The following is an 18,708-nucleotide window of genomic DNA, read 5'->3' as shown; positions in this document are numbered from 1 at the left end:
TGTCCGAGCTTACTCGGCGGCCAGCGCCTGCGCCGGGCTGATCCGAGCGACCAGGGCTGCCAGCTCCGCCTGCTCCGCCGCGGTCAGGTCGGTGAGCGGGTGGCGCACCGGGCCGGAATCGCGCCCGACCGCCCGCATGCCGGCCTTGATGATCGAGACGGCGTAGCCCTTGCGGCGGTTGCGGATCTCGATCAGGGGCAGGATGAAGTCGCGCAGTCCTTTCGCCACCGCCGCCCGGTCGCGCCGGCGCACGGCGGCGTAGAAGTCGAGGGCGAAGCCCGGCACGAAGTTGAACACCGCCGAGGAATAGGTGGTGACGCCCATCTCGAGATAGGGCAGGGCGAAGGTCTCGGCGGTGGGCAGGCCGCCGATATAGGTCAGCCGGTCGCCCAGCCGCGAATAGACCCGGGTCATCAGCTCGATGTCGCCGATGCCGTCCTTGTAGCCGACGAGGTTCGGCAGCTTGTCGCAGAGCCGCGCCAGGGCGTCGGGGCCGATCACCGCGTTGTCGCGGTTGTAGACGATCACGCCGAGACCCGTCGAACGGCACACCGCCTCGATATGGGCCGAGAGGCCCTCCTGCTCCGAGCCGACGAGGTAGGGCGGCAGCAGCAGCAGGCCGTCGGCGCCGGCCGTCTCGGCGGCGCGGGCCATCTCGCAGGCGATGGCGGTGCCGTAGCCGGCGCCGGCGAGCACCGGCACCCGGCCGTTGGTCTCGGCCACCGCGATGCCGACGACACGGGCAACCTCGGCCGGGGTCAGGGAGAAGAACTCGCCGGTGCCGCCCGCCGCGAACAGGCCGGCGACGTCGTAGCCGCACAGCCAGTCGAGGTTGCTGCGGTACTGCGCCTCGTCGATGGCGAAATCGGCGGTGAAGGGGGTCACCGGGAAGGAGAGCAGACCGGCGCCGAGGCGCTGGGCGACGTCGACGGGCGAGAGCGCGGTGGCCATCGGGGGTTGTTTCCTCATCCTCGGGTACGGGCTTCTGGGGCTCGGGGCTGTCCCCGCTGGTCTCGAGGTCTAGCCCTCCGCATCATGCCCCTCCAGCACCATGTCGGCATGGTTCAATTCAATTCCGGCATCGATGCCGCGAGCTCGGCGATGATCGGGATCAGCGGGTTGTCGTTGCCGCGGCGCCAGACCAGGAAGAGCTCCACCGGCCGGCGCGGCGCCGGGATCAGGGGTCGGAGCGTCACGCCGGCGACCCGGAGCGAGGCCGCCGATTCCGGCACCAGGGCGAGGCCGAGCCCTGAGCGCACCAGCGACAGGATGGTGTGGATCTGCGCCAGGTGCTGCACCGCCCGGGGGCTCAGGTCGGACTCGGCGAAGTAGTCGCCGACGAGGTCGTGGAAGTAGCGCGCCTCGTCGGGGGCGTAGGCGATCAGGGGCTCGGCCGCGACGGCCTCCGCCGTCACGCCCTCGCCCGCCGCCAGGGAATGATCATCGGGAAGCGCCGCCACCAGGGTCTCGCGGGCGATGCGTAAGCTGCCGTCGGCCGCCGGCGGCAGGGGCGGGCGCATCAGGCCGAGATCGATCGCTTGCGCGCCGAGCGCCTCGGCCTGGGCCGCGCTGACCATCTCCTTCAAGAGGATGTCGGCTTCCGGCAGCCGCACGCGGGCCGCCCGCACCAGGTCGGGCAGGGTGCGGTAGGCGGCGGCCGCCGTGAAGCCGAGGGTGACGCTGCCGGCCTGGCCCGACGCCACCCGGCGGGCCGTGGCCGCCGCCTCGTCCGACAGGCGCAGGATCCGGCGCGCCTCGACCAGGAAGCGGCGCCCGGCCGGGGTCAGGCGCACGGCGCGGCTGGTGCGGTTGAGGAGCGCGACGTCGAGGACGCGCTCCAGCACCTGGATCTGCCGGCTCACCGGCGGCTGGGTCAGGTGCAGCCGCTCGGCGGCGCGACCGAAATGCAGCTCTTCGGCCACCGCCACGAAGCAGCGCAGCTGGCTCAGTTCGAACATTCAGGGTACTCCGCGCCGGCGGGATGAAAACCGGGCGCTCGCACGTCCTCAACCTGGCGGCCCTGGCGATCCGCCGGCCGCGATCTGCAAGAGAAGGCCGCCGATGTCCTCGCCGCTCCACCTCGTCCTGCATGCCGTCCCGTTCACCGCCTATCCGTACCGGGGCGAGGGGATGGCGTGCAATCTCTGCGGCGGCACCGAGACCCTGACCGTGGCCGAGACCGACCGGCGGCTGAAGCGGCTGCGCTCCGTCGCCTGCACGGGCTGCGGGCTGATCCGCACCGATCCGATGCCGACCGCCGCCGAGCTCGATGCCTATTACGCCTCGGCCTACCGCGCCGCCTACCAGTTCGCCCTCGGCCGGCGCCCGCCGCGCCACCACCTCCACCGCTCGCGGCGCGAGGCCGGTTTCCGGGCGGATCTCCTCGGCCCCGCCCTGCGGCCCGGGGCCCGGGTGCTCGATTTCGGCGCCGGCTCGGGCGAGTTCCTCGCCGCCGCGCGGGAGCGGGGCTGCGACGTGACCGGCGTGGAGCCCGGGCGCGCCTACGCGGCCTATGCCCGCGCGGAGCACGGCGTGCGGGTGCTCGACGGGTTCGACGATCTCGCGCCCGACGAAACCTTCGACGTCGTCACGGTCCACCACGTGCTGGAGCACCTGCGCGATCCGGTCGACACCCTGGTGCGGCTCGCCCGCCGGCTCGCGCCGGGCGGCGTGCTCTACGCCGCGGTGCCCAACATGGCGGCGACGGGCAAGCCGCCGCACGAGCGCTTCCACTTCGCCCATGTCCACGGCTTCGTGCGCGAGACCCTCGACCGCGCCGCCCGCCGCGCCGGATTGGCACCGCATCCGGAATATTGGCGCGAGGACACCACGGCGGTCTACCGTCAGGCCGGTGCGTCCGACGCGCCGGGCCTCGCCGCGCCCGGCCTGGCGCGGGACCTCGCCGCCGCCCTCGCGCCGGTCCGCCCCGGCGCCTACCTTGCCTCGGGCGCCTGGCTCCGCCCGATGGTCCGGCGCAACGCGAAGGCGATCCGGGATACGTTCGCGGGGCGGTGATGCCGCTCCGGTTCAATAGGGCGGGCTGACGGGAAAACGGGACCCGTTCTCTCGTCCAGCCGCAGGGCTGGTCAGGACAAGAAGAGCGGTGCCTTCTCCTCTCCCCGCCCGCGGGGAGAGGAGAGAATCCGCGCCGATATCGGCCTCACAGATCCTCGCCGGTGCGGGCATCACCCCCCGGCCGCCGCGTCGTTGCGGATATGCCACGGGCACTAACATCTACCGCGCAATCCGGGATTCCGCATTCGCGCGCCGACCCGTCGTGCTAGGAAAAATCGAACTGGAACAAAAGCTTAGTATCATTCTAAAGAACGGCGTCACCCCGGGCGGCCTCGGCTCCCAGGGCCGGTGAGCCGTGCCCGAAGGTTACGCCATGCGTCCCCATCCCCCCGTCTCCGTCCGATCCCACCGTCTCGTTGCCGCTCTCGCCGCCGGCGTCTCCCTGATCGGTCTGGCCGTGGCGGCCCAGAGCGCGGCGGCGCAGGAGGCTACGCCGCCCCGCCAGGGCGCGGCCGCCGGCGGCTCGATCCAGCTTGAGGCGATCGACGTCGCCGGCAACGGCGCTCGCCCCGGGGGCACAGCGATCGCGGCCCGTCCGCAGGAGGATCCCCGCGGCCCGATCGAGGGCTACGTCGCCAAGCGCACGCTGACCTCGACCAAGACCGACACCCCGCTGATCGAGACGCCGCAATCGATCACCGTGATCGGGCGCGAGCAGCTCGACGCCCTCAAGCCGCAGCAGGTCGGCGAGGCGATCAGCTACTCGGCCGGCGTCTACGGCAACGTCTTCGGGCCCGACCCGCGGGTCGACTTCTTCCTGATCCGCGGCTTCACCGCGAACGACACCGGCCTGTACCGGGACGGCTTGCAGCTCTTCAATTACGGCTTCGCCACCTACAAGGTCGACCCGTTCGGCCTCGAGCGCATCGACGTGCTGCGCGGGCCGGCCTCGGTGCTGTTCGGCCAGGGCGGCCCCGGCGGCCTGATCAACCTGATCAGCAAGAAGCCGCCCGTCGAGCCCCTGAACTACGTCGAGGTCGGCGGCGGCTCGTTCGGCCAGAAGTACCTCGCCTTCGATTTCGGCGGACCGGCCGACAAGGAGGGCCACTGGTTCTACCGCCTGACCGGCATCGGCCGGCAGGGCGGCACCCAGGTCGACGGGCTCGACGAGAATCGCGGCTATATCGCCCCGACCTTCACCTACAGGCCGGACGGCGCCACCACGTTCACGCTGCTGTCGAGCTTCCAGTACGACGACACCGGCCGCCTCAACGCGTTCCTGCCGTATTACGGCACAGTGCGGCCGACGGTGCTCGGCCTGCGCATCCCGCAGAACTACAACGTCTCGGATCCGTTCAACAACACCTACCGGCGCAGCCAGGCCAGTGTCGGCTACGAGTTCGAGCACGTCTTCGACGACACCTGGACCTTCCGGCAGAACCTGCGCTACGCGTTCAGCGATTCGCTCGACGACGCGTTCCTGGGCGGCCTGTTCGGCCTCAACGGGTTCGGCTACGCCGACGCGAACCAGACCCAGATCGCGCGCTATCGCTTCCGCGCCTCGTCGCGGGCCCGCCTGTTCAACGTCGACAACCAGGCGGTGGCCCGGTTCGACGACGGCCTGTTCAAGCACACATTCCTGATGGGCCTCGACTACAAGAACTTCCAGCTCAACGACAACAACGCCACCGGCGGCTTCGTCGGCCCGACGGTCGCGAACTTCAACATCATCACGCCGAATTACGGCAGCCCGAGCGTCCCGGTCGCGCCCTACCTCGTCAACTACGACGTCTTCCAGCAGCTCGGCCTCTACTACCAGGACCAGATCAAGCTCACGCCCGAGCTGACCCTGGTCGTGTCCGGCCGCGGCGACTTCACCTCGAACGAGGTCAACAACCGCCTCACCAGCACGCAGACGCGGCAATCGGCCAACGCCTTCACGCAGCGCTACGGCCTGATCTACAACTTCGATTTCGGCCTGGCGCCCTACGTCAGCTACGCCAGCTTCTTCAACCCGCAGGTCGGCACCAACTTCTTCAGCCAGCCGTTCAAGCCGACCACCGGCAACCAGTACGAGGTCGGCGTCAAGTACGAGATCCCGGGCGCGAACGCCTTCCTGACGCTGGCGGCCTTCGATCTCGCGCTCGCCAATACCCTGACCGCCGACCCGACCAACAATCTCAACCAGCTTCAGCTCGGCGAGACCCGCTCGCGCGGCTTCGAGGCTCAGCTCGTCGCCAACATCACCAAGGACTTCAACGTCGTCGCGTCGTTCACGAGCTACAACCTCGAGATCACCAAGGGCGACGTCGGCACGATCGGCCGGACCCCGACCAACGTGCCGGAGACCCTGGCCTCGGTCTTCGCCGACTACACCATCCCGACCGGCGACTGGGCCGGCTTCGGCTTCGGCGCCGGGGTGCGCTACGTCGGCCGCTCCTTCGCCGACGTGAACAACACCCTGACGGTGCCGGAGCGGGCGCTGATCGACGCCGTGATCCACTACAGCCGCGACAACTGGCGCTTCGCCATCAACGCCGCCAACCTCGCCGACAAGCGCTTCGTCTCCTCGTGCCAGTCGGTCACCGCCTGCTTCTACGGCGAGCAGCGCCGCATCACCGCGAGCCTGAGCTACAAGTGGTGAGGCCGGGCGGCGGGTGAGGGGGCTCGCCCCCCGCCCGTCACCCCGCGTTCGTCCCCGCCGGGATCATCCCGAGGACGTGGCGCGGGAAATCCGGCAGGGCGACCGCGCCGCGCTCGTAGACCTGGAACACCCGCACGCTCCCGTCCCGCAGGGCGGCGAGGGGCAGCTGGACCTCGAAGCCGGCGGTGACGGCGTCGGCTTCCGCCAGATGCGCCGCCACATCCTGCCGGGCGAAGCTCTCGGCGATCATGAACCGGCGCCGTCCCCGCGCGCCCCAGCGGGCGATCCAGGCGAGCGGCCGGCCGCGCCCGGGCGTGAAGCACCAGCCCGAGACCGTGACGGGCGTGCCGAGGAGGGGCGAGGCCTCCCCGACCGTGACGGCGTCGAGGTTCGGGCGGCCGCGCACCTGAGGGATCCACGCCCGGCGCAGGGCCGGCGGCGGCTCGGCCGTGACCAGGCAGGCGCGGGCGGTGGGCGCGACGAAGAGCGTGGTGCCGGTCTCGTGGAGGTCCGCGCCACCCTCGTCCCCGATCAGGGCGCGGACGCGGTAATGGCCGGGCGGGATCTCGCGGGCCTGCGCCTCGGCGCCGATCCGCGTCGTCCCATCCTCGTCCTGCCACGAAGCCCGGGCCCACGCCGTACCCTCATGCCCCTCAAGACCATCGCCCTCGAGGACGAGGAAGGACGGCCCGCGCCGCGTCCCGGCCGGCAACACCACCTCGATGCGGGTGAGGCCGCCCTGGCGTGCCACCGGCACGCCCTCGATCACCTGCAGCCCGTGGCCGACGAGGCGCGCGGGCTCCGCGCTCCGGCGTAGAGCGGACTCCGGTACCGGCAGCCCGGTCCGCCACGGCGTCACGGGCCCCGCCGCGGGGAAGCCCGGGGCGGTGAAGCGCGCGACCTCGTGGGCGACCGCGACGTGGTCGGGAAAGACCTGGAGGAGGTCGATCGCGTGCGGCCCCACCGGCAGGTCTGCGGTGCGGACCTGCGCCGCGAAGCCGGCCTGCTCGGCCCGGCCGGTGCCGAACCGGCCGGCAAGCTCGGGGCGGCGCTCGGGGAGGGCGGTGACGAAGCGCGTGGCCGATGCGGAGCGCAGCCGCAGCCAGGTCTGGACCGGCCGGCCGGCCTCCGGCCGCCAGATCCAGCCGCGCAGCGAGAGGCTGTCGCAGGCCGCGCAGGCGCCGATCCGGCCGGGCAGCCGCTGCCCGTCGACGACGAGGTCGGCGATCTCCCATGACAGGCCGGGGTCGTTCGGCGCCAGCGCCCGCTCGGGCAGGCCAGCGACCGCCGGCGGCAGGGCGTCGGTGACGGTGCTCGTCTCCTCCGCCCCGTCCCAGACGATCGCCGGGTCGGTCCAGTCCGGGTGATTGAGGCGGAAGCCAAGATCGAGGGCCGAGAGGGTGAAGGGTGCGGACGGCTCGTCCGGCGCGGCGTGCGGGGTGGGCCGGGCCGCGATCAGGTCGCGGTAGAGCGCAGCCATCTGCGCGGCGTGCCCGGCCACGGTCGGAAAGGTCTTCTGCGCGATGGCGGCGCGCAAGCCTGCGACGAGGCCGGGATCGTGCGCCAGGCGCCGCAGGGCCTGGCGCACGGCGCCCGACTCGCCGGGCGGAACCTTCAGACCGTCGACGCCGTCGGTGACCCGCTCCCCCGGTGCGCCAAGATCGGTGACGATCGGAATCAGGCCGGCCCGCCACGCCTCGGTCAGCGAGATCATGTAGGTCTCGGGCCAGAGCGAGAGGTGGAGGGACACGTCGCAGCCGGCGAGCAGCGCCGGCACCTCCTCGCGGGCATAGCCGCCGCGCAAGGTCAACCGCTCCCCGGCTTGCGCCTCGAAGGCGGCGACGAGGTAGGTCTCGATATAGCCGAAGACCTCGAAGACGACATTCTCGCCGTCCGTGGTGCGGACGAGCTCGAGCAGTGTCCGGGCGCCCTTGTGGTCGACGACGTTGCCGAGCACCGCGACCCGCAGAGGGGGAGGCGATTTGGGTGCGCAATTCTCCGGCGGGACGGGCTGCGGCGGGAGGCGGGCCGGCTCCGCATCCACCATCTCGATCACCGCGACCCGGGCCGCCGCCTCGGGATAGAAGGCTCGGACATACGCGGCGGTGGCCGGCGTGCTGGTCACGAAGGCGTCGACGCTCCCGAGCATCCGTGCCACGAACCCGTCGCGCCGGACCTTCGCGCCGGCGGGCAATCCTTCGGCGGTGGCGAGGCAGCCGTCGCACTGTCCTTCGCCCCGGTTCACCACGTCGCAGAACGCGCCGTGCTGGTTCATCAGGGTGTATCGGTGGCAGACCAGGAAGAAGTCGTGCAGCTGGGCCACCACCGGCACGCCGTGGGCTCGGGCGATCGCCGGCAGGCTCAGGGGAAGGCCGAGCAGGTGGTGGACGTGGACGAGGTCGATGCGGCGCTCGACCAGGATGCGCTCGAACAGGGCCTCGATCTCGGGGCTCGCGAGCAGCCGTTCCGCCGGCGGGATCGGCAGCGCCTCCGAGGTCTCGCCCTCGTCGAGGCGCATGACCCAGGCATCCTCCTCGAACGACGGATAGAGGAACAGGGCCTCGAACCCGTCGAGCGCGCGAGCGAGCTGCTCCTGGTAGAATTCCACCCCGCCGCCCTGGCGCCGCCCGGCCCGGTTGTGGGCGACGAAGAGCAGGCGGGGCCTGGTCGCGGCGGGCGCAGCGCGGCCCGGAGCCGGAATCCCGCGCTCCATGACCGCCCGCAGGATCACGTCGACCCGGTGGTCGTAGAGGTGCTCGGCGCGGGTGCGCGCCCGGGCCCGCTCGGCCATGGCGATGCGCGCCGCGGGATCGGCCAGCATGGCGGCGATCGTCCGGACGGCGTCCTCCTCCGCGCAGGCGCGGATCTCGCGGTCGGCCTCGTAATAGGCGAAGGTTTCGGGATCGGCGCCGACCACGAGCTGCGCCCCGCCGGCGAGCGCGACCTCGAACAGCCGCGGCGGCGGCGTGGTGCCGGACGCCGTCTCGTCCGCGCCCGCGGTGAAGATGCGGGGCAGGGTCAGCACCACCCGGCTGGCATTGGCGAATCGGGCGAAATCCTCGTTGCCGCAGCGCCAGTCGGTGATCAGGTCGTCGCGCACCAGCACGGCTTGCGGCAGGTAGGCGTTCGCCGGCAGCGCGACCTTCACCTTGAGGTCGCGGGGAAAGGCCGACAGGATCCGGTTGAGCGTCGCCACCCGGTTCGGCCAGGCCGTTCCGACGAACAGGAGATCGTAGCGGTAGGCCGCATCCTCCATCCGGACGGGCAGATCCTGGAACAGGGTCGTGGCTGCGAGCGGCAGGTGACGGGCGCCGGCCCCGTAGCGGGGAAGCGAGCCGCGATCGTTGGTGAAGACGAGGTCGAAGCAGCCCGAGAGTCGGGCATTCGCGGCGCTCAGGTAGGGATCCTCGGTGGTCCACAGCGCGCTGGTGCCGGCGAGCGCGCAGAGGCGCCGCAGCAGCGCGTGGTGGCGGCTCGCCCCGCCCAGCGTGAGGACGAGGTCGAACCGCTCATCCTGCGCCAGTGCCACCGCGTCGGCATGGGTCGCCCGGACCACCCGCCCGACGGCCGGGTGGCGCCGCAGGGCGTCGGCGACCGCCAGGGTGATGTAGGCGTTGCTGGTCCTCGGCTCGGTGTCCAGGAGAAGCACGGAGAGGGGCATGGCGGTTCCGGTCACGCGGCCATCACCGCCAGGATGGTCTCGGCCCGGTGGCGATAGGTGTGGGCGTCGAGCGCCCGGGCGCGGGCGCGCTCGGCCATCGCCTCGAAGGCGGCAGGCTCGCGGTGGGAGCGGGCGATGGCCTCCGCGATCTCGTCGACGTCGTCGAAGAGCAGGATCTCGCGGCCCTCCTCGAAGGCGTCCAGAATCTCGAGCCCGGCGGCGAAGCAGAGCTGCGGCGCGCCGGCGAGCGCCGCCTCGAAGACCCGGGGACCCGGGGTCGAGGCGGGCAACTGGCAGCGCCGGTTGGCGATGTCGAGGTCGCGGCCGATCGCCAGGGTCAGGCGCGCCATGCTCGCCCGGTCGGCCATCGCGGCGGGGCTGAGCCGGGTGTTCTCGGCGAAGGGCAGGGCGGCCGGCCAGCCCGCGCCGCGCACCTCGACCCGGCGCCCGGCGAGGCTGCCTTGCGCCCGCTCCAGCAGCGCGATCCGGTTGGGAAAGGCGGCACCGCAGAAGAACAGGTCGAGACTCCGCTCGGCCATCGGCCGCACCGGGCGGTCGTGGGTCCGGCGGCAGGCGGCCAGCGGCAAGTGCGAGACCGAGGGGTGCCGGTAATGGGGCAGGGCCCAGCGGTCGTTGGTGAAGACGTGGTCGGCCAGGGTCTCGGCCTTCGGCCCGTAATCGAACTCGTAGGGGTCGTCGTGCAGCCAGAAGGCGAGGCGCGCGCCGACCCGCCGGACGCTCCGCGCCAGGGCGCGCAACGGGGCGGCATCCACCGCGACGCTGCCCAGAGCCACGACGAGGCTCGGGCGAAAGCCCGCGACGGCCTCCTCGGCGAGTTCCAGCGGACTCGACCGCACGGCGGAGGCGCCGAGCACCTCCGCGAAGCCGTCTCGGAGGGCGTCGCGGATCGGCGCGTTGTGGTTCACCGCGTCCGGGCTCGTGCTCGCCACCAGGACCTTCGCGGGAGACGAGCCTTTCAGGAGCATGCGGACCGGTGCGGCGATGGGCTGACGATTAGGGAACGGGCGCGGCCGATGCCGAACACGCAAAAGCCGCCGAGATCAAGGCCTGACTCACGGCGGCGGCGCGTCGCCCGGATCGAGCCCGGTGATGAGACGCAAGGGAACCCGCCGCGCCCTCGGGCGCTCTCTCCGCGGGCCGACCGTCCGTTCCCGGACGATCAGCGACAGATCGCCTCGCGCGTGATAGGCTGGCGGACCATGGTTGCCTGCACGCGTCCGCTGCGCCACCCCTCCGCACCCGGCACCTCACGGTCCCGATCCGGCTCCACCCCGTATCTTGCCTGCGGCCTGACCCCTTGCCCCGCCTCATGACTGCCCAGCCGCCGGCCCCTGATTACCGCAGCCTCTTCGAGGCCGCCCCCCATCCCTACCTGGTCCTCGACCCGCAGGGCCGCGTCGTGGCGGCGAATCGGGCCTACCGCCTGAGCTGTCGCGACGACGCGGATCGCGGCCCGGACGGCCTCGTCGGCCGGCACCTGGGTGAGGTGTGTCCGGACGAAGGCGCGCCGTTGCAGGCCTCCATCGCCCGCGCGGTCGCGACCGGCCGGCCCGACACGGTGGCGCCGGAGGGCGTTGCCTGGAGCGTCACTCACATCCCGGTGCGCGACGCCACCGGCGCGGTCGGCGCGGTGCTGCATCACCGGAGCTGCCCGGCGATCCCGTCTCCCGCCTCGCAAGACACCTTGGACCTGCAAGACACCTCGGCCCTGCAGGAGGCGCATCAGCGGCGGGAGCAGATCTTCCAGCAGATGCCGGGCTTCGTCGCAGTGCTGCGCGGGCCCACCCACGTCTTCGAATACGTCAACGACGCCTACGTGGCGATCGCCGGCGAGCGCGACTTCGTCGGCCACACCGTGCACGAGGCCTTCCCCGAACTCGCCGACCAGGGCTTCTACGAGCTCCTCGACACGGTCTACCGCACCGGCCGGCCTTTCGCGGCCCGCGCCATGCCGATCCTCCTCACCGGCGACGAGGGCGAGCGCGCCATCGACCTGCTGTACCAGCCGCTGCGGGACGGGTCCGGCTCGGTCACCGGCATCTTCGTCGGCGGCTACGACGTCACCGAGCAGGTTCGCTCGCGAGCCGCTTTGCGCGACAGCGAGGACCGCTACCGCACCCTGCTCGAGAGCATCGATGTCGGGTTCTGCATCCTCGAGATGAAGTTCGACGGCGAGGGGTGCGCGGTCGATTACCGGATCGCCGAGGCCAACCCGGCCTTCGTCCGCCAGACCGGGGCCGACGTCGCGGGATTATGGGTGAGCGAGTTCGCCCCCGACCTCGAGCGGCACTGGTTCGACAGCTACGGCCGCGTGGCCCTGACCGGCGAGCCGGTCCATTTCGAGAACCAGGCCGACGTGTTCGGGCGCTGGTTCGACGTGCGGGCCCTGCGGGTCGGCGACCCGGCACAGCCCAAGGTCGCGGTGTTCTTCAGCGACATCTCGGACCGCAAGCGCATGGAGGAGGCGCTGCGGGTCCTCAACGCCTCGCTGGAGGAGCAGGTCGCCCAGCGCACCGCCGAGCGCGACCAGATCTGGCGGGCCTCGACCGACCTGTTCTGCGTCGCCACCCTCGACGGATACTTCGTCAGCCTCAACCCGGCCTGGACCGCGCTTCTCGGGTGGAGCGAGAGCGAGCTCCTGGCCCGCCCGTTCCTCGACCTCGTGCATCCGGACGACGTGCCGGCGACGGTCGCGGCAGCCGAGGGCCTGGCGCGGGGCGAGCCGCTGCCGACCTTCGAGAACCGCTACCGGCACCGGGACGGCTCGCACCGCTGGCTGTCCTGGAACGCCGTGCCGCGGGACGGGCGCATCTACGCCACGGTGCGCGACGTGACGGCGCTCAAGGCGCAGACCGTCGCCCTGGCCCAGGCCGAGGAGGCGCTGCGGCAGTCGCAGAAGATGGAGGCGGTGGGCCAGCTGACCGGGGGCGTGGCGCACGACTTCAACAACCTGCTCACCATCATCCGCTCGTCGGTGGATTTCCTGCGCCGGCCGGAGCTGCCGGAGGCGCGCAAGGCGCGCTACCTCGATGCGGTGTCCGACACGGTCGACCGTGCCGCCAAGCTCACCGGCCAGCTCCTCGCCTTCGCCCGTCGGCAGGCGCTGTCGCCGGCGGTGTTCGACGTCGGCGACAAGGTGCGGGGCGTGGCCGACATGATCGACACGGTCACGGGCACGCGGGTGCGGGTGGTGGTGGCGGTGCCGGACGAGCCGTGCTTCGTGCGCGCCGACCTGAGCCAGTTCGAGACGGCCCTGATCAACATGGCGGTCAATGCCCGCGACGCGATGGAGGGCGAGGGCACGCTGACCTTGAGCCTGACCGGCGGCGTCCCGATGCCGCCGATCCGGGGCCATGCCGGCTCGCAGAACGCCTTCGCGGCGGTCTCGCTGACCGATACCGGGCTGGGCGTGCCGCCGGACCTGATCGGCCGCATCTTCGAGCCGTTCTTCACCACCAAGGAGGTCGGCCGGGGCACGGGCTTGGGGTTGAGCCAGGTGTTCGGCTTCGCCAAGCAGTCGGGCGGGGACGTCGACGTGACGAGCCGCCCCGGTGGCGGCGCCACCTTCACCCTCTACCTGCCGGAGGCGCCGGCCGCCACCGAATCCGGCGACCGCGGCGGCGCCGACGCCTCGGCCTCGCCGATGGGCGCGGGCGAGAGCGTGCTCGTGGTCGAGGACAATATCGAGGTCGGCCGCTTCTGCACCCAGATCCTGCAGGATCTCGGCTACCGCACCACCTGGGCGACCAACGCCGAGGAGGCGCTCGACCGGCTCGGGGCCGACGGGGCCGGGTTCGACGTGGTCTTCTCCGACGTGGTGATGCCCGGCATGGGCGGCCTCGCGCTCGCCCACGAGCTGCGCCGGCGCCTGCCGCGCCTGCCGGTGGTGCTCGCCTCCGGCTACAGCCACGTGCTCGCCCAGGACGATGCCCACGGCTTCGAGCTGCTGCACAAGCCGTACTCGGCCGAGCAGCTCGGCCAGATCCTGCGCCGGGTCACCCGGCCGGGATCGGGACACCGGGCGGGGTGAGGTGAGGCAGGAGCCGCCGATGGAGCCCGACCGCATCATCCTGGCCGGCAACGGATTCGTGCCGAACAACCCGGTCCTTCCGGTACTGCACTATCGCGGCGTCGTCGCAGGGGCCGTGGACCGGGCCGCCGCCCTGGAGGCGCTGTTTGCCCGACACGGCTGGCCGGCGCAGTGGCGCGACGGCGTGTTCGCGTACCATCACTACCACTCGACCGCCCACGAGGTGCTGGGCATCGCCGAGGGCCGCGCCCGCCTGATCCTCGGCGGCGAGGTCGGGGCCGAAGCCGGTGATGTGCTGGTGCTGCCGGTCGGCACCGGCCATTGCCGGCTGTCGGCGAGCCCGGACTTCCTGGTCGTCGGCGCTTACCCACCGGGCCAGCGCTTCGATCTGTGCCGCGCGGCCCCGGACGCTGCCGCGCTCGCCCGGATGGCCCGTCTCGGCTTTCCCGACAGCGACCCGGTCCACGGGCCTGGCGGGCCGTTGACCCGGCTGTGGCGCCGGCCATGAGGCGGTGCGGGACGCCCCAATCCATCCCAGCTGCGGGTCGAAAGCCGGTATGGCTCAACCGGCCGTGCGCGATGGCGTCCCCGAGCCCCGTTCTCATTCCATAATGCTAATTATGCGAATCGCGTGACTGAAGCAGAACCCTGTCTGCCTCGCGGCCCCTTCCCCGGCGCCGAGCGCGACGAGACGCGGCGCGCCGCGCTCCTCCACTGCGTTTACCCAAGAGCCTGATTGGCGAGGGCTAAGATTCGGGCCGGTCCGATCCGGGGCGGCAAGCCCCGGGTCATCGTCACCGACCGGTCGACATTGGCAAGGCCGATGGCCTTCGCGAAGTCGGCGAGCGGCCCGTTGCGCTCCGGCGTGTCGAGGCGCAGGAACGCGCCGGCATGGGCCCGCACATGCGGGCTGGCGAGCGCGACGGCGGATGCGGCGTCGGCGGCGACGATCGGGCCGACGATGTGGCCTCGGCCGAAGGGCCGGCAGACCGAGTAGCCGGCGATCCGGCCGCCCTCGTCCAGGACGGAGATCCGCCCGGCCCGGCGCAGGGCGTCGAGCATCCGGCTCCGGTCGCCACCCGACGCCTCGCGGTCGAGGGCCGCGACGGCTGGCCAATCGGCCTCCGCGACGGGGCGCACCCGCTTGTCGTCGATCACGGCGGCCGCGTCCGCGATGCCCTGATGCTGCGTGTTGGTGCCGGTGACGCGAAAACCCTCGGATTCGTAGAGCGGCCGGCCCGCCTCCGTCGCTGTGAGCCGGATGGTGCGCGCGCCGGCGGCGGAGAAGAGCTCCCGCATCAGCCGCCGGCCGGTGCCCCTGGCCTGCATTCGGGGCGAGACGATCACCATGCCGATGGTGGCGAGCCCGTCACCGAAGGGCCACCACATTGCCGAGCCCGTCACCTCGCCCGCCTCGTCGCAGGCGACGAGGCCGTGGCCGACCTCCAGCATCAGGCGCCAGTCCTCCGCCCGATGCGGCCAGCGCACCTCGCCCGAGAGGCCGTGCACCGCCCCGATGTCGGCCTCGGTCATCGGGCGGATCGTCTGGGCCATGTCTGTCCGGGTGACGTCCGTCTGGGGGATCGTGGCAGGGTTCGTCATCGCGTCGTGTCTCCGTGCCGGGGCCGGGAAAGGAGGGGCGCCCCGGCCATGCGACGAGAGCCCGCGCGCCGGAGGAACGGGACGGTCAGAGGCCGCCCATGTGGAGCGACTTCAGCTCCAGATACTCGTCGATGCCGTAGGCCGAGCCCTCGCGGCCGAGGCCCGACTGCTTGACGCCGCCGAAGGGCGCCGCCTCCATCGAGACCGTGCCGGTATTGAGCCCGACCATGCCGAATTCCAGCGCCTCGCCGACCCGCCAGGCCCGGCGGATGTCGGAGGTGTAGAAATACGACGCGAGGCCGAACGGCGTCGCGTTGGCGACGGCGATGGCGTCCTCCTCGCGGGAGAAGCGCATCAGCGGGGCGAGCGGCCCGAAGGTTTCCTCGACGGCGAGCCGCATGCCGGTGTCGGCCCCGGTCAGCACCAGTGGCGGCACGAAGCGGCCGCGCACCGCGTCGGGATCACCCGCCACGAGGCGCGCGCCGCGGGCGAGCGCGTCGTCGAGATGGCCGACGACCTTGGCGGCGGCGGCGTCGTTGATCAGCGGCCCGAGATTCACGCCCGGCGTGAAGCCGTTGCCGAGGGTGAGCCCGGCGGCGGCCTGCGCGAGGCGCGCGGCGAAGCGGTCGTGGATGCCGTCCTGCACCAGGATGCGGTTGGCGCAGACGCAGGTCTGGCCGGCATTGCGGAACTTCGAGGCCATCACGCCGGCGACCGCCTGGTCGAGATCGGCGTCGTCAAAGACGATGAACGGTGCGTTGCCGCCGAGCTCGAGGCTGAGCCGCTTGATGGTCGGGGCCGACTGGGCCATCAGCAGCCGGCCGACTGCGGTCGAACCGGTGAAGGACAGCTTGCGCACGGTCTCGCAACCGGTCATCTCGGCGCCGATCGGCACCGCCTGGCCGGTGACGACGCTGAACACGCCCTTCGGCACCCCGGCCCGCTCGGCGAGCACCGCGAGCGCCAGCGCCGAGAGCGGCGTCAGGTCGGCGGGCTTGACCACGATCGGGCAGCCGGCGGCGAAGGCCGGCGCCACCTTGCGGGTGATCATCGCGATCGGGAAGTTCCACGGCGTGATCGCCGCGCAGACGCCGACCGGCTCCTTGAGCACCAGCACCCGGCGGTCGCCCACCGGTGCGGTGAACACGTCGCCGGTGATGCGGCGCGCCTCTTCCGCGAACCACTTCGCGAAGCTCGCCCCATAGGCGACCTCGCCGCGGGCTTCCGCCAGCGGCTTGCCCTGCTCCGCGGTCATGATCGCCGCCAGATCCTCGGCATTCTCCAGGATCAGGGCGTTCCAGCGCTCGAGGATCGCGGCCCGCTCCGCCGGCGGCGTGCGGCGCCAGGCAGGAAAGGCGGCCTCTGCCGCGGCGATCGCCGCGCGGGTCTCCGATGCGCCGCAATCCGGCACGGTGCCGAGGGTCTCGCCCGTCGCCGGGTCGGTCACCGGCAGGCTGCCGCCGTTGTCGGCGTCGCGCCACTCGCCGGCGATGAAGGCCTGGAAGCGCAGGAGCGCGGGATCGCGCAGGCGGTCCTTGGTGAACATGGGTCGTCCTCGGGGCGTCAAAACGGAGATGAATCGGGACGCGCGGCGCCGGCCAGATCGTCCGGCAGCCGCGATCCTGCGAGGCTGGTTCGCGGCTGCCGATCGCGTTCACCGTATCGGTGCGGTGGCCGGCCTCACAGGCCGAGCAGGCCCGGCAATCCGCGGATGTCCTTGATCTCGTGATAGCCGTAATAGGGATTGGCCGGCTCGTGGCCGCGGTTCACCCACACCTTGTTGGTGATGCGCATGTCGTGCGCGGTCATCAGGTCGTAGCGGAAGCTCGAGGAGCAGTGCAGGATGTCCTCGGGTCCGCAGCCGAGCTGGTCGAGCATGTACTCGAAGGCTTGCATCCGCGGCTTGTAGGCCTGAGCCTCCTCGGCGGTGTAGGCGGCGTGGAACGGCGCACCGAGCTTGGCGACGGAGTGCGGGATCAGGTCCGTCATCGAATTCGACAGGATCACCAGGGGGAATTCCTTGGCGACCTCGGCAAGGCCCTCGACCGTGTCGGGGTGCGGGCCCCAGGTCGGTACCGCGGCGTAGACTGCGTCGGCGTCGCTGTCGCGGTATTCCACGTCGTTGCGCTCGCAGGTGCGGATCAGCGCGTTGGCGACCACCTCCTTGTAGGGCTTCCACGCCCCCAGCACCTCGTCGAGGCGGTAGGCCGAGAAGTCGTCCACGAAGGCGTCCATGCGCGCTACGGGCACGCGGTCGGCGTAGAGCCGGCGGGCGACGGGTGCCATCTCGAAGTAGATCAGCGTGCCGTAGCAATCGAAGGTGATGTACTTGGGCGCCATGCGGGTCATCGGAATCTCCCTGCGGGGTTCGGCCGTGGCGAAACCTAAGGCCGGCTGACGGCGCGCGGACGCCGATATCCCGCCCTCCGGAGCGGTGTTCCTGCGCTTTCGCCGCCGCCGGACGGCATGTCCTGCCGGACGGCCTCGCGGCAGCCTCTGCCGTCGCGGGCTCCCCCGTCACGACGTTCCGCCTGCCGAGGCCCCGTGATTCAGCGCCTCCCGCAGGCGAAGTCCCCTATCGTCGGTCCATCGGCGGCACTACCGGGACGGAAGCCGCCTCTCAGAGCCAGCGAGGCCCCGAATGACCACCCCTGTTGTCGCCTACAAGTCGGACCCGGTCCGCGGTGCCGTCTGGCACGACATCTTCGCCCGAGAGGCGCCGGAGTTGCGCCTCGTCGACTGGACGCCGGAGGGCGAGGCCGCGCAGGCCCCCTACCTCGTCGCCTGGACGCCGCCGGACCTCCCCCGCGCAATGCCGAACCTGGAAGTGCTGTTCTGCATCGGCGCCGGCATTGACCACCTTCCCGTCCACGACTTGCCACAAGCCGTGCAAGTGGTGCGGATGGTCGATCCGAACCTCACTGCCTCGATGGTCGAGTACGTCGTGATGGCGGTTCTGGCGCTCCACCGCGACCTCCCCTTCTACCGGACCGAGCAGGCCGCCGGGCGCTGGACCCCGCGGCCGGTGCGACCGGCGACGGAGCGCCGGGTCGGCATCATGGGGCTCGGCGTGCTCGGCCAAGCGGCGGCGCGGGCTCTGGCCGGGTTCGGCTTCGCGATCCGCGGCTGGAGCGCGTCCCCGAAGACCCTCGACGGGATCGAGACCTTCGCGGGCGATGCCGAGCTCGAAGACTTCCTGTCCGGCACCGACATCCTGGTCTGCCTCCTGCCGCTCACGCAAGCGACCCGCGGCCTGCTGAACCGCGATCTGTTCGCCCGCTTGCCCCGCGGCGCCGGGCTGGTGAATGTCGGCCGTGGCGGCCATGCGGTCGAGGCCGATTTGCTCGCCGCTCTCGATGACGGCCGGCTCTCCGGCGCTGTCCTCGACGTGCTCGCGACGGAACCGCCGCCGGCCAGCCACTCCCTTCTGGCGCATCCTCTGGTGATGGTGACGCCGCACGTGGCCAGCGCCACCCAGCCGGCGGGCGCGGCCCGGCAAGTGATCCAGGGCGTGCGCGCGCACTTGCGCGGCGAGCCGATCGCGCACGCCATCGATCGCTCGCAGGGGTACTGACGTCGCCTCTTGAACCCAGGGCGCATATACCCACCTAGGTTACGTGCCGGCCGCCGGGACCGGGCAGTCCCCTGCCCTCCCCTCGCCACCTCGGCCGAGATCCCCCCGGATCCGAACGAGTTGACAGGCGAGCCGGCTACCCTTAAACGACCGCTCACCGA

12 protein-coding genes are annotated in these 18,708 nt (G+C 71.9%); 5 read left to right on the top strand and 7 right to left on the bottom strand.

What is annotated here, in order from left to right:
- Positions 1-9: 9 nt before the first annotated feature.
- Together kdgD and MFF64_RS28955 are read right to left on the bottom strand one after the other, a co-directional pair.
- Complete coding sequence (gene kdgD / locus MFF64_RS28960) at positions 10-951, bottom strand: 5-dehydro-4-deoxyglucarate dehydratase (protein WP_099907799.1); 942 nt, start codon at positions 949-951, stop codon at positions 10-12.
- Positions 952-1,064: 113 nt separating this feature from the next.
- A complete protein-coding gene (locus tag MFF64_RS28955) occupies positions 1,065-1,958 on the bottom strand; it encodes a LysR family transcriptional regulator (RefSeq protein ID WP_099907798.1) in 894 nt (297 codons plus the stop codon).
- Positions 1,959-2,061: 103 nt separating this feature from the next.
- On the opposite strand from MFF64_RS28955, the gene MFF64_RS28950 reads away from it, so the two are divergent.
- Entirely contained in the window at positions 2,062-3,015 is a 954-nt protein-coding gene (locus MFF64_RS28950; protein ID WP_099907796.1) for a class I SAM-dependent methyltransferase, read from the top strand.
- 373 nt (positions 3,016-3,388) lie between these two features.
- Positions 3,389-5,659 carry a TonB-dependent siderophore receptor gene (locus tag MFF64_RS28945; RefSeq protein ID WP_238193001.1) on the top strand — a complete coding sequence of 757 codons (2,271 nt, stop codon included), beginning with the start codon at positions 3,389-3,391 and terminating at the stop codon, positions 5,657-5,659.
- 37 nt (positions 5,660-5,696) lie between these two features.
- On the opposite strand, the gene MFF64_RS28940 is transcribed toward MFF64_RS28945, so the two are convergent.
- Both MFF64_RS28940 and MFF64_RS28935 read right to left on the bottom strand, forming a co-directional pair.
- On the bottom strand, positions 5,697-9,320 hold the full coding sequence (locus MFF64_RS28940; RefSeq protein WP_238193000.1) for a glycosyltransferase family protein: 3,624 nt from the start codon (positions 9,318-9,320) through the stop codon (positions 5,697-5,699).
- A gap of 11 nt (positions 9,321-9,331) precedes the next feature.
- On the bottom strand, positions 9,332-10,270 hold the full coding sequence (locus tag MFF64_RS28935; RefSeq protein ID WP_238192999.1) for a CgeB family protein: 939 nt from the start codon (positions 10,268-10,270) through the stop codon (positions 9,332-9,334).
- Between the two features lie 380 nt (positions 10,271-10,650).
- Here MFF64_RS28935 and MFF64_RS28930 point away from each other — a divergent pair, with 380 nt between their 5' ends.
- Complete coding sequence (locus tag MFF64_RS28930; RefSeq protein ID WP_238192998.1) at positions 10,651-13,371, top strand: PAS domain-containing protein; 2,721 nt, start codon at positions 10,651-10,653, stop codon at positions 13,369-13,371.
- A 19-nt stretch (positions 13,372-13,390) separates the two neighbouring features.
- Positions 13,391-13,879 (top strand): cupin, encoded by a 489-nt coding sequence (locus MFF64_RS28925; RefSeq protein WP_099905953.1) that lies wholly within the window; start codon positions 13,391-13,393, stop codon positions 13,877-13,879.
- A gap of 212 nt (positions 13,880-14,091) precedes the next feature.
- Here the strand turns inward: MFF64_RS28925 and MFF64_RS28920 are convergent, their stop codons facing one another.
- The 3 genes from MFF64_RS28920 to MFF64_RS28910 all read right to left on the bottom strand — a co-directional run bounded on the left by MFF64_RS28920 (position 14,092) and on the right by MFF64_RS28910 (position 17,322).
- Positions 14,092-14,973 carry a GNAT family N-acetyltransferase gene (locus tag MFF64_RS28920; RefSeq protein WP_099905951.1) on the bottom strand — a complete coding sequence of 294 codons (882 nt, stop codon included), beginning with the start codon at positions 14,971-14,973 and terminating at the stop codon, positions 14,092-14,094.
- Positions 14,974-15,058: 85 nt separating this feature from the next.
- A complete protein-coding gene (locus MFF64_RS28915) occupies positions 15,059-16,519 on the bottom strand; it encodes an NAD-dependent succinate-semialdehyde dehydrogenase (protein ID WP_099905949.1) in 1,461 nt (486 codons plus the stop codon).
- A gap of 134 nt (positions 16,520-16,653) precedes the next feature.
- Entirely contained in the window at positions 16,654-17,322 is a 669-nt protein-coding gene (locus MFF64_RS28910) for a haloacid dehalogenase type II (protein ID WP_099905947.1), read from the bottom strand.
- A 292-nt stretch (positions 17,323-17,614) separates the two neighbouring features.
- Between MFF64_RS28910 and MFF64_RS28905 the strand changes: the two genes are divergently transcribed.
- Positions 17,615-18,547, top strand: a complete 933-nt coding sequence (locus MFF64_RS28905; protein WP_099905945.1) for a 2-hydroxyacid dehydrogenase — start codon at positions 17,615-17,617, stop codon at positions 18,545-18,547.
- The last annotated feature ends 161 nt before the right edge of the window (positions 18,548-18,708 follow it).

This window comes from Methylobacterium frigidaeris (assembly GCF_022179185.1).
GTDB classification, from domain to species: domain Bacteria; phylum Pseudomonadota; class Alphaproteobacteria; order Rhizobiales; family Beijerinckiaceae; genus Methylobacterium; species Methylobacterium frigidaeris.
Note: the sequence above shows the minus strand (reverse complement) of the source record. Positions and strands in the feature narration are given on the sequence as shown.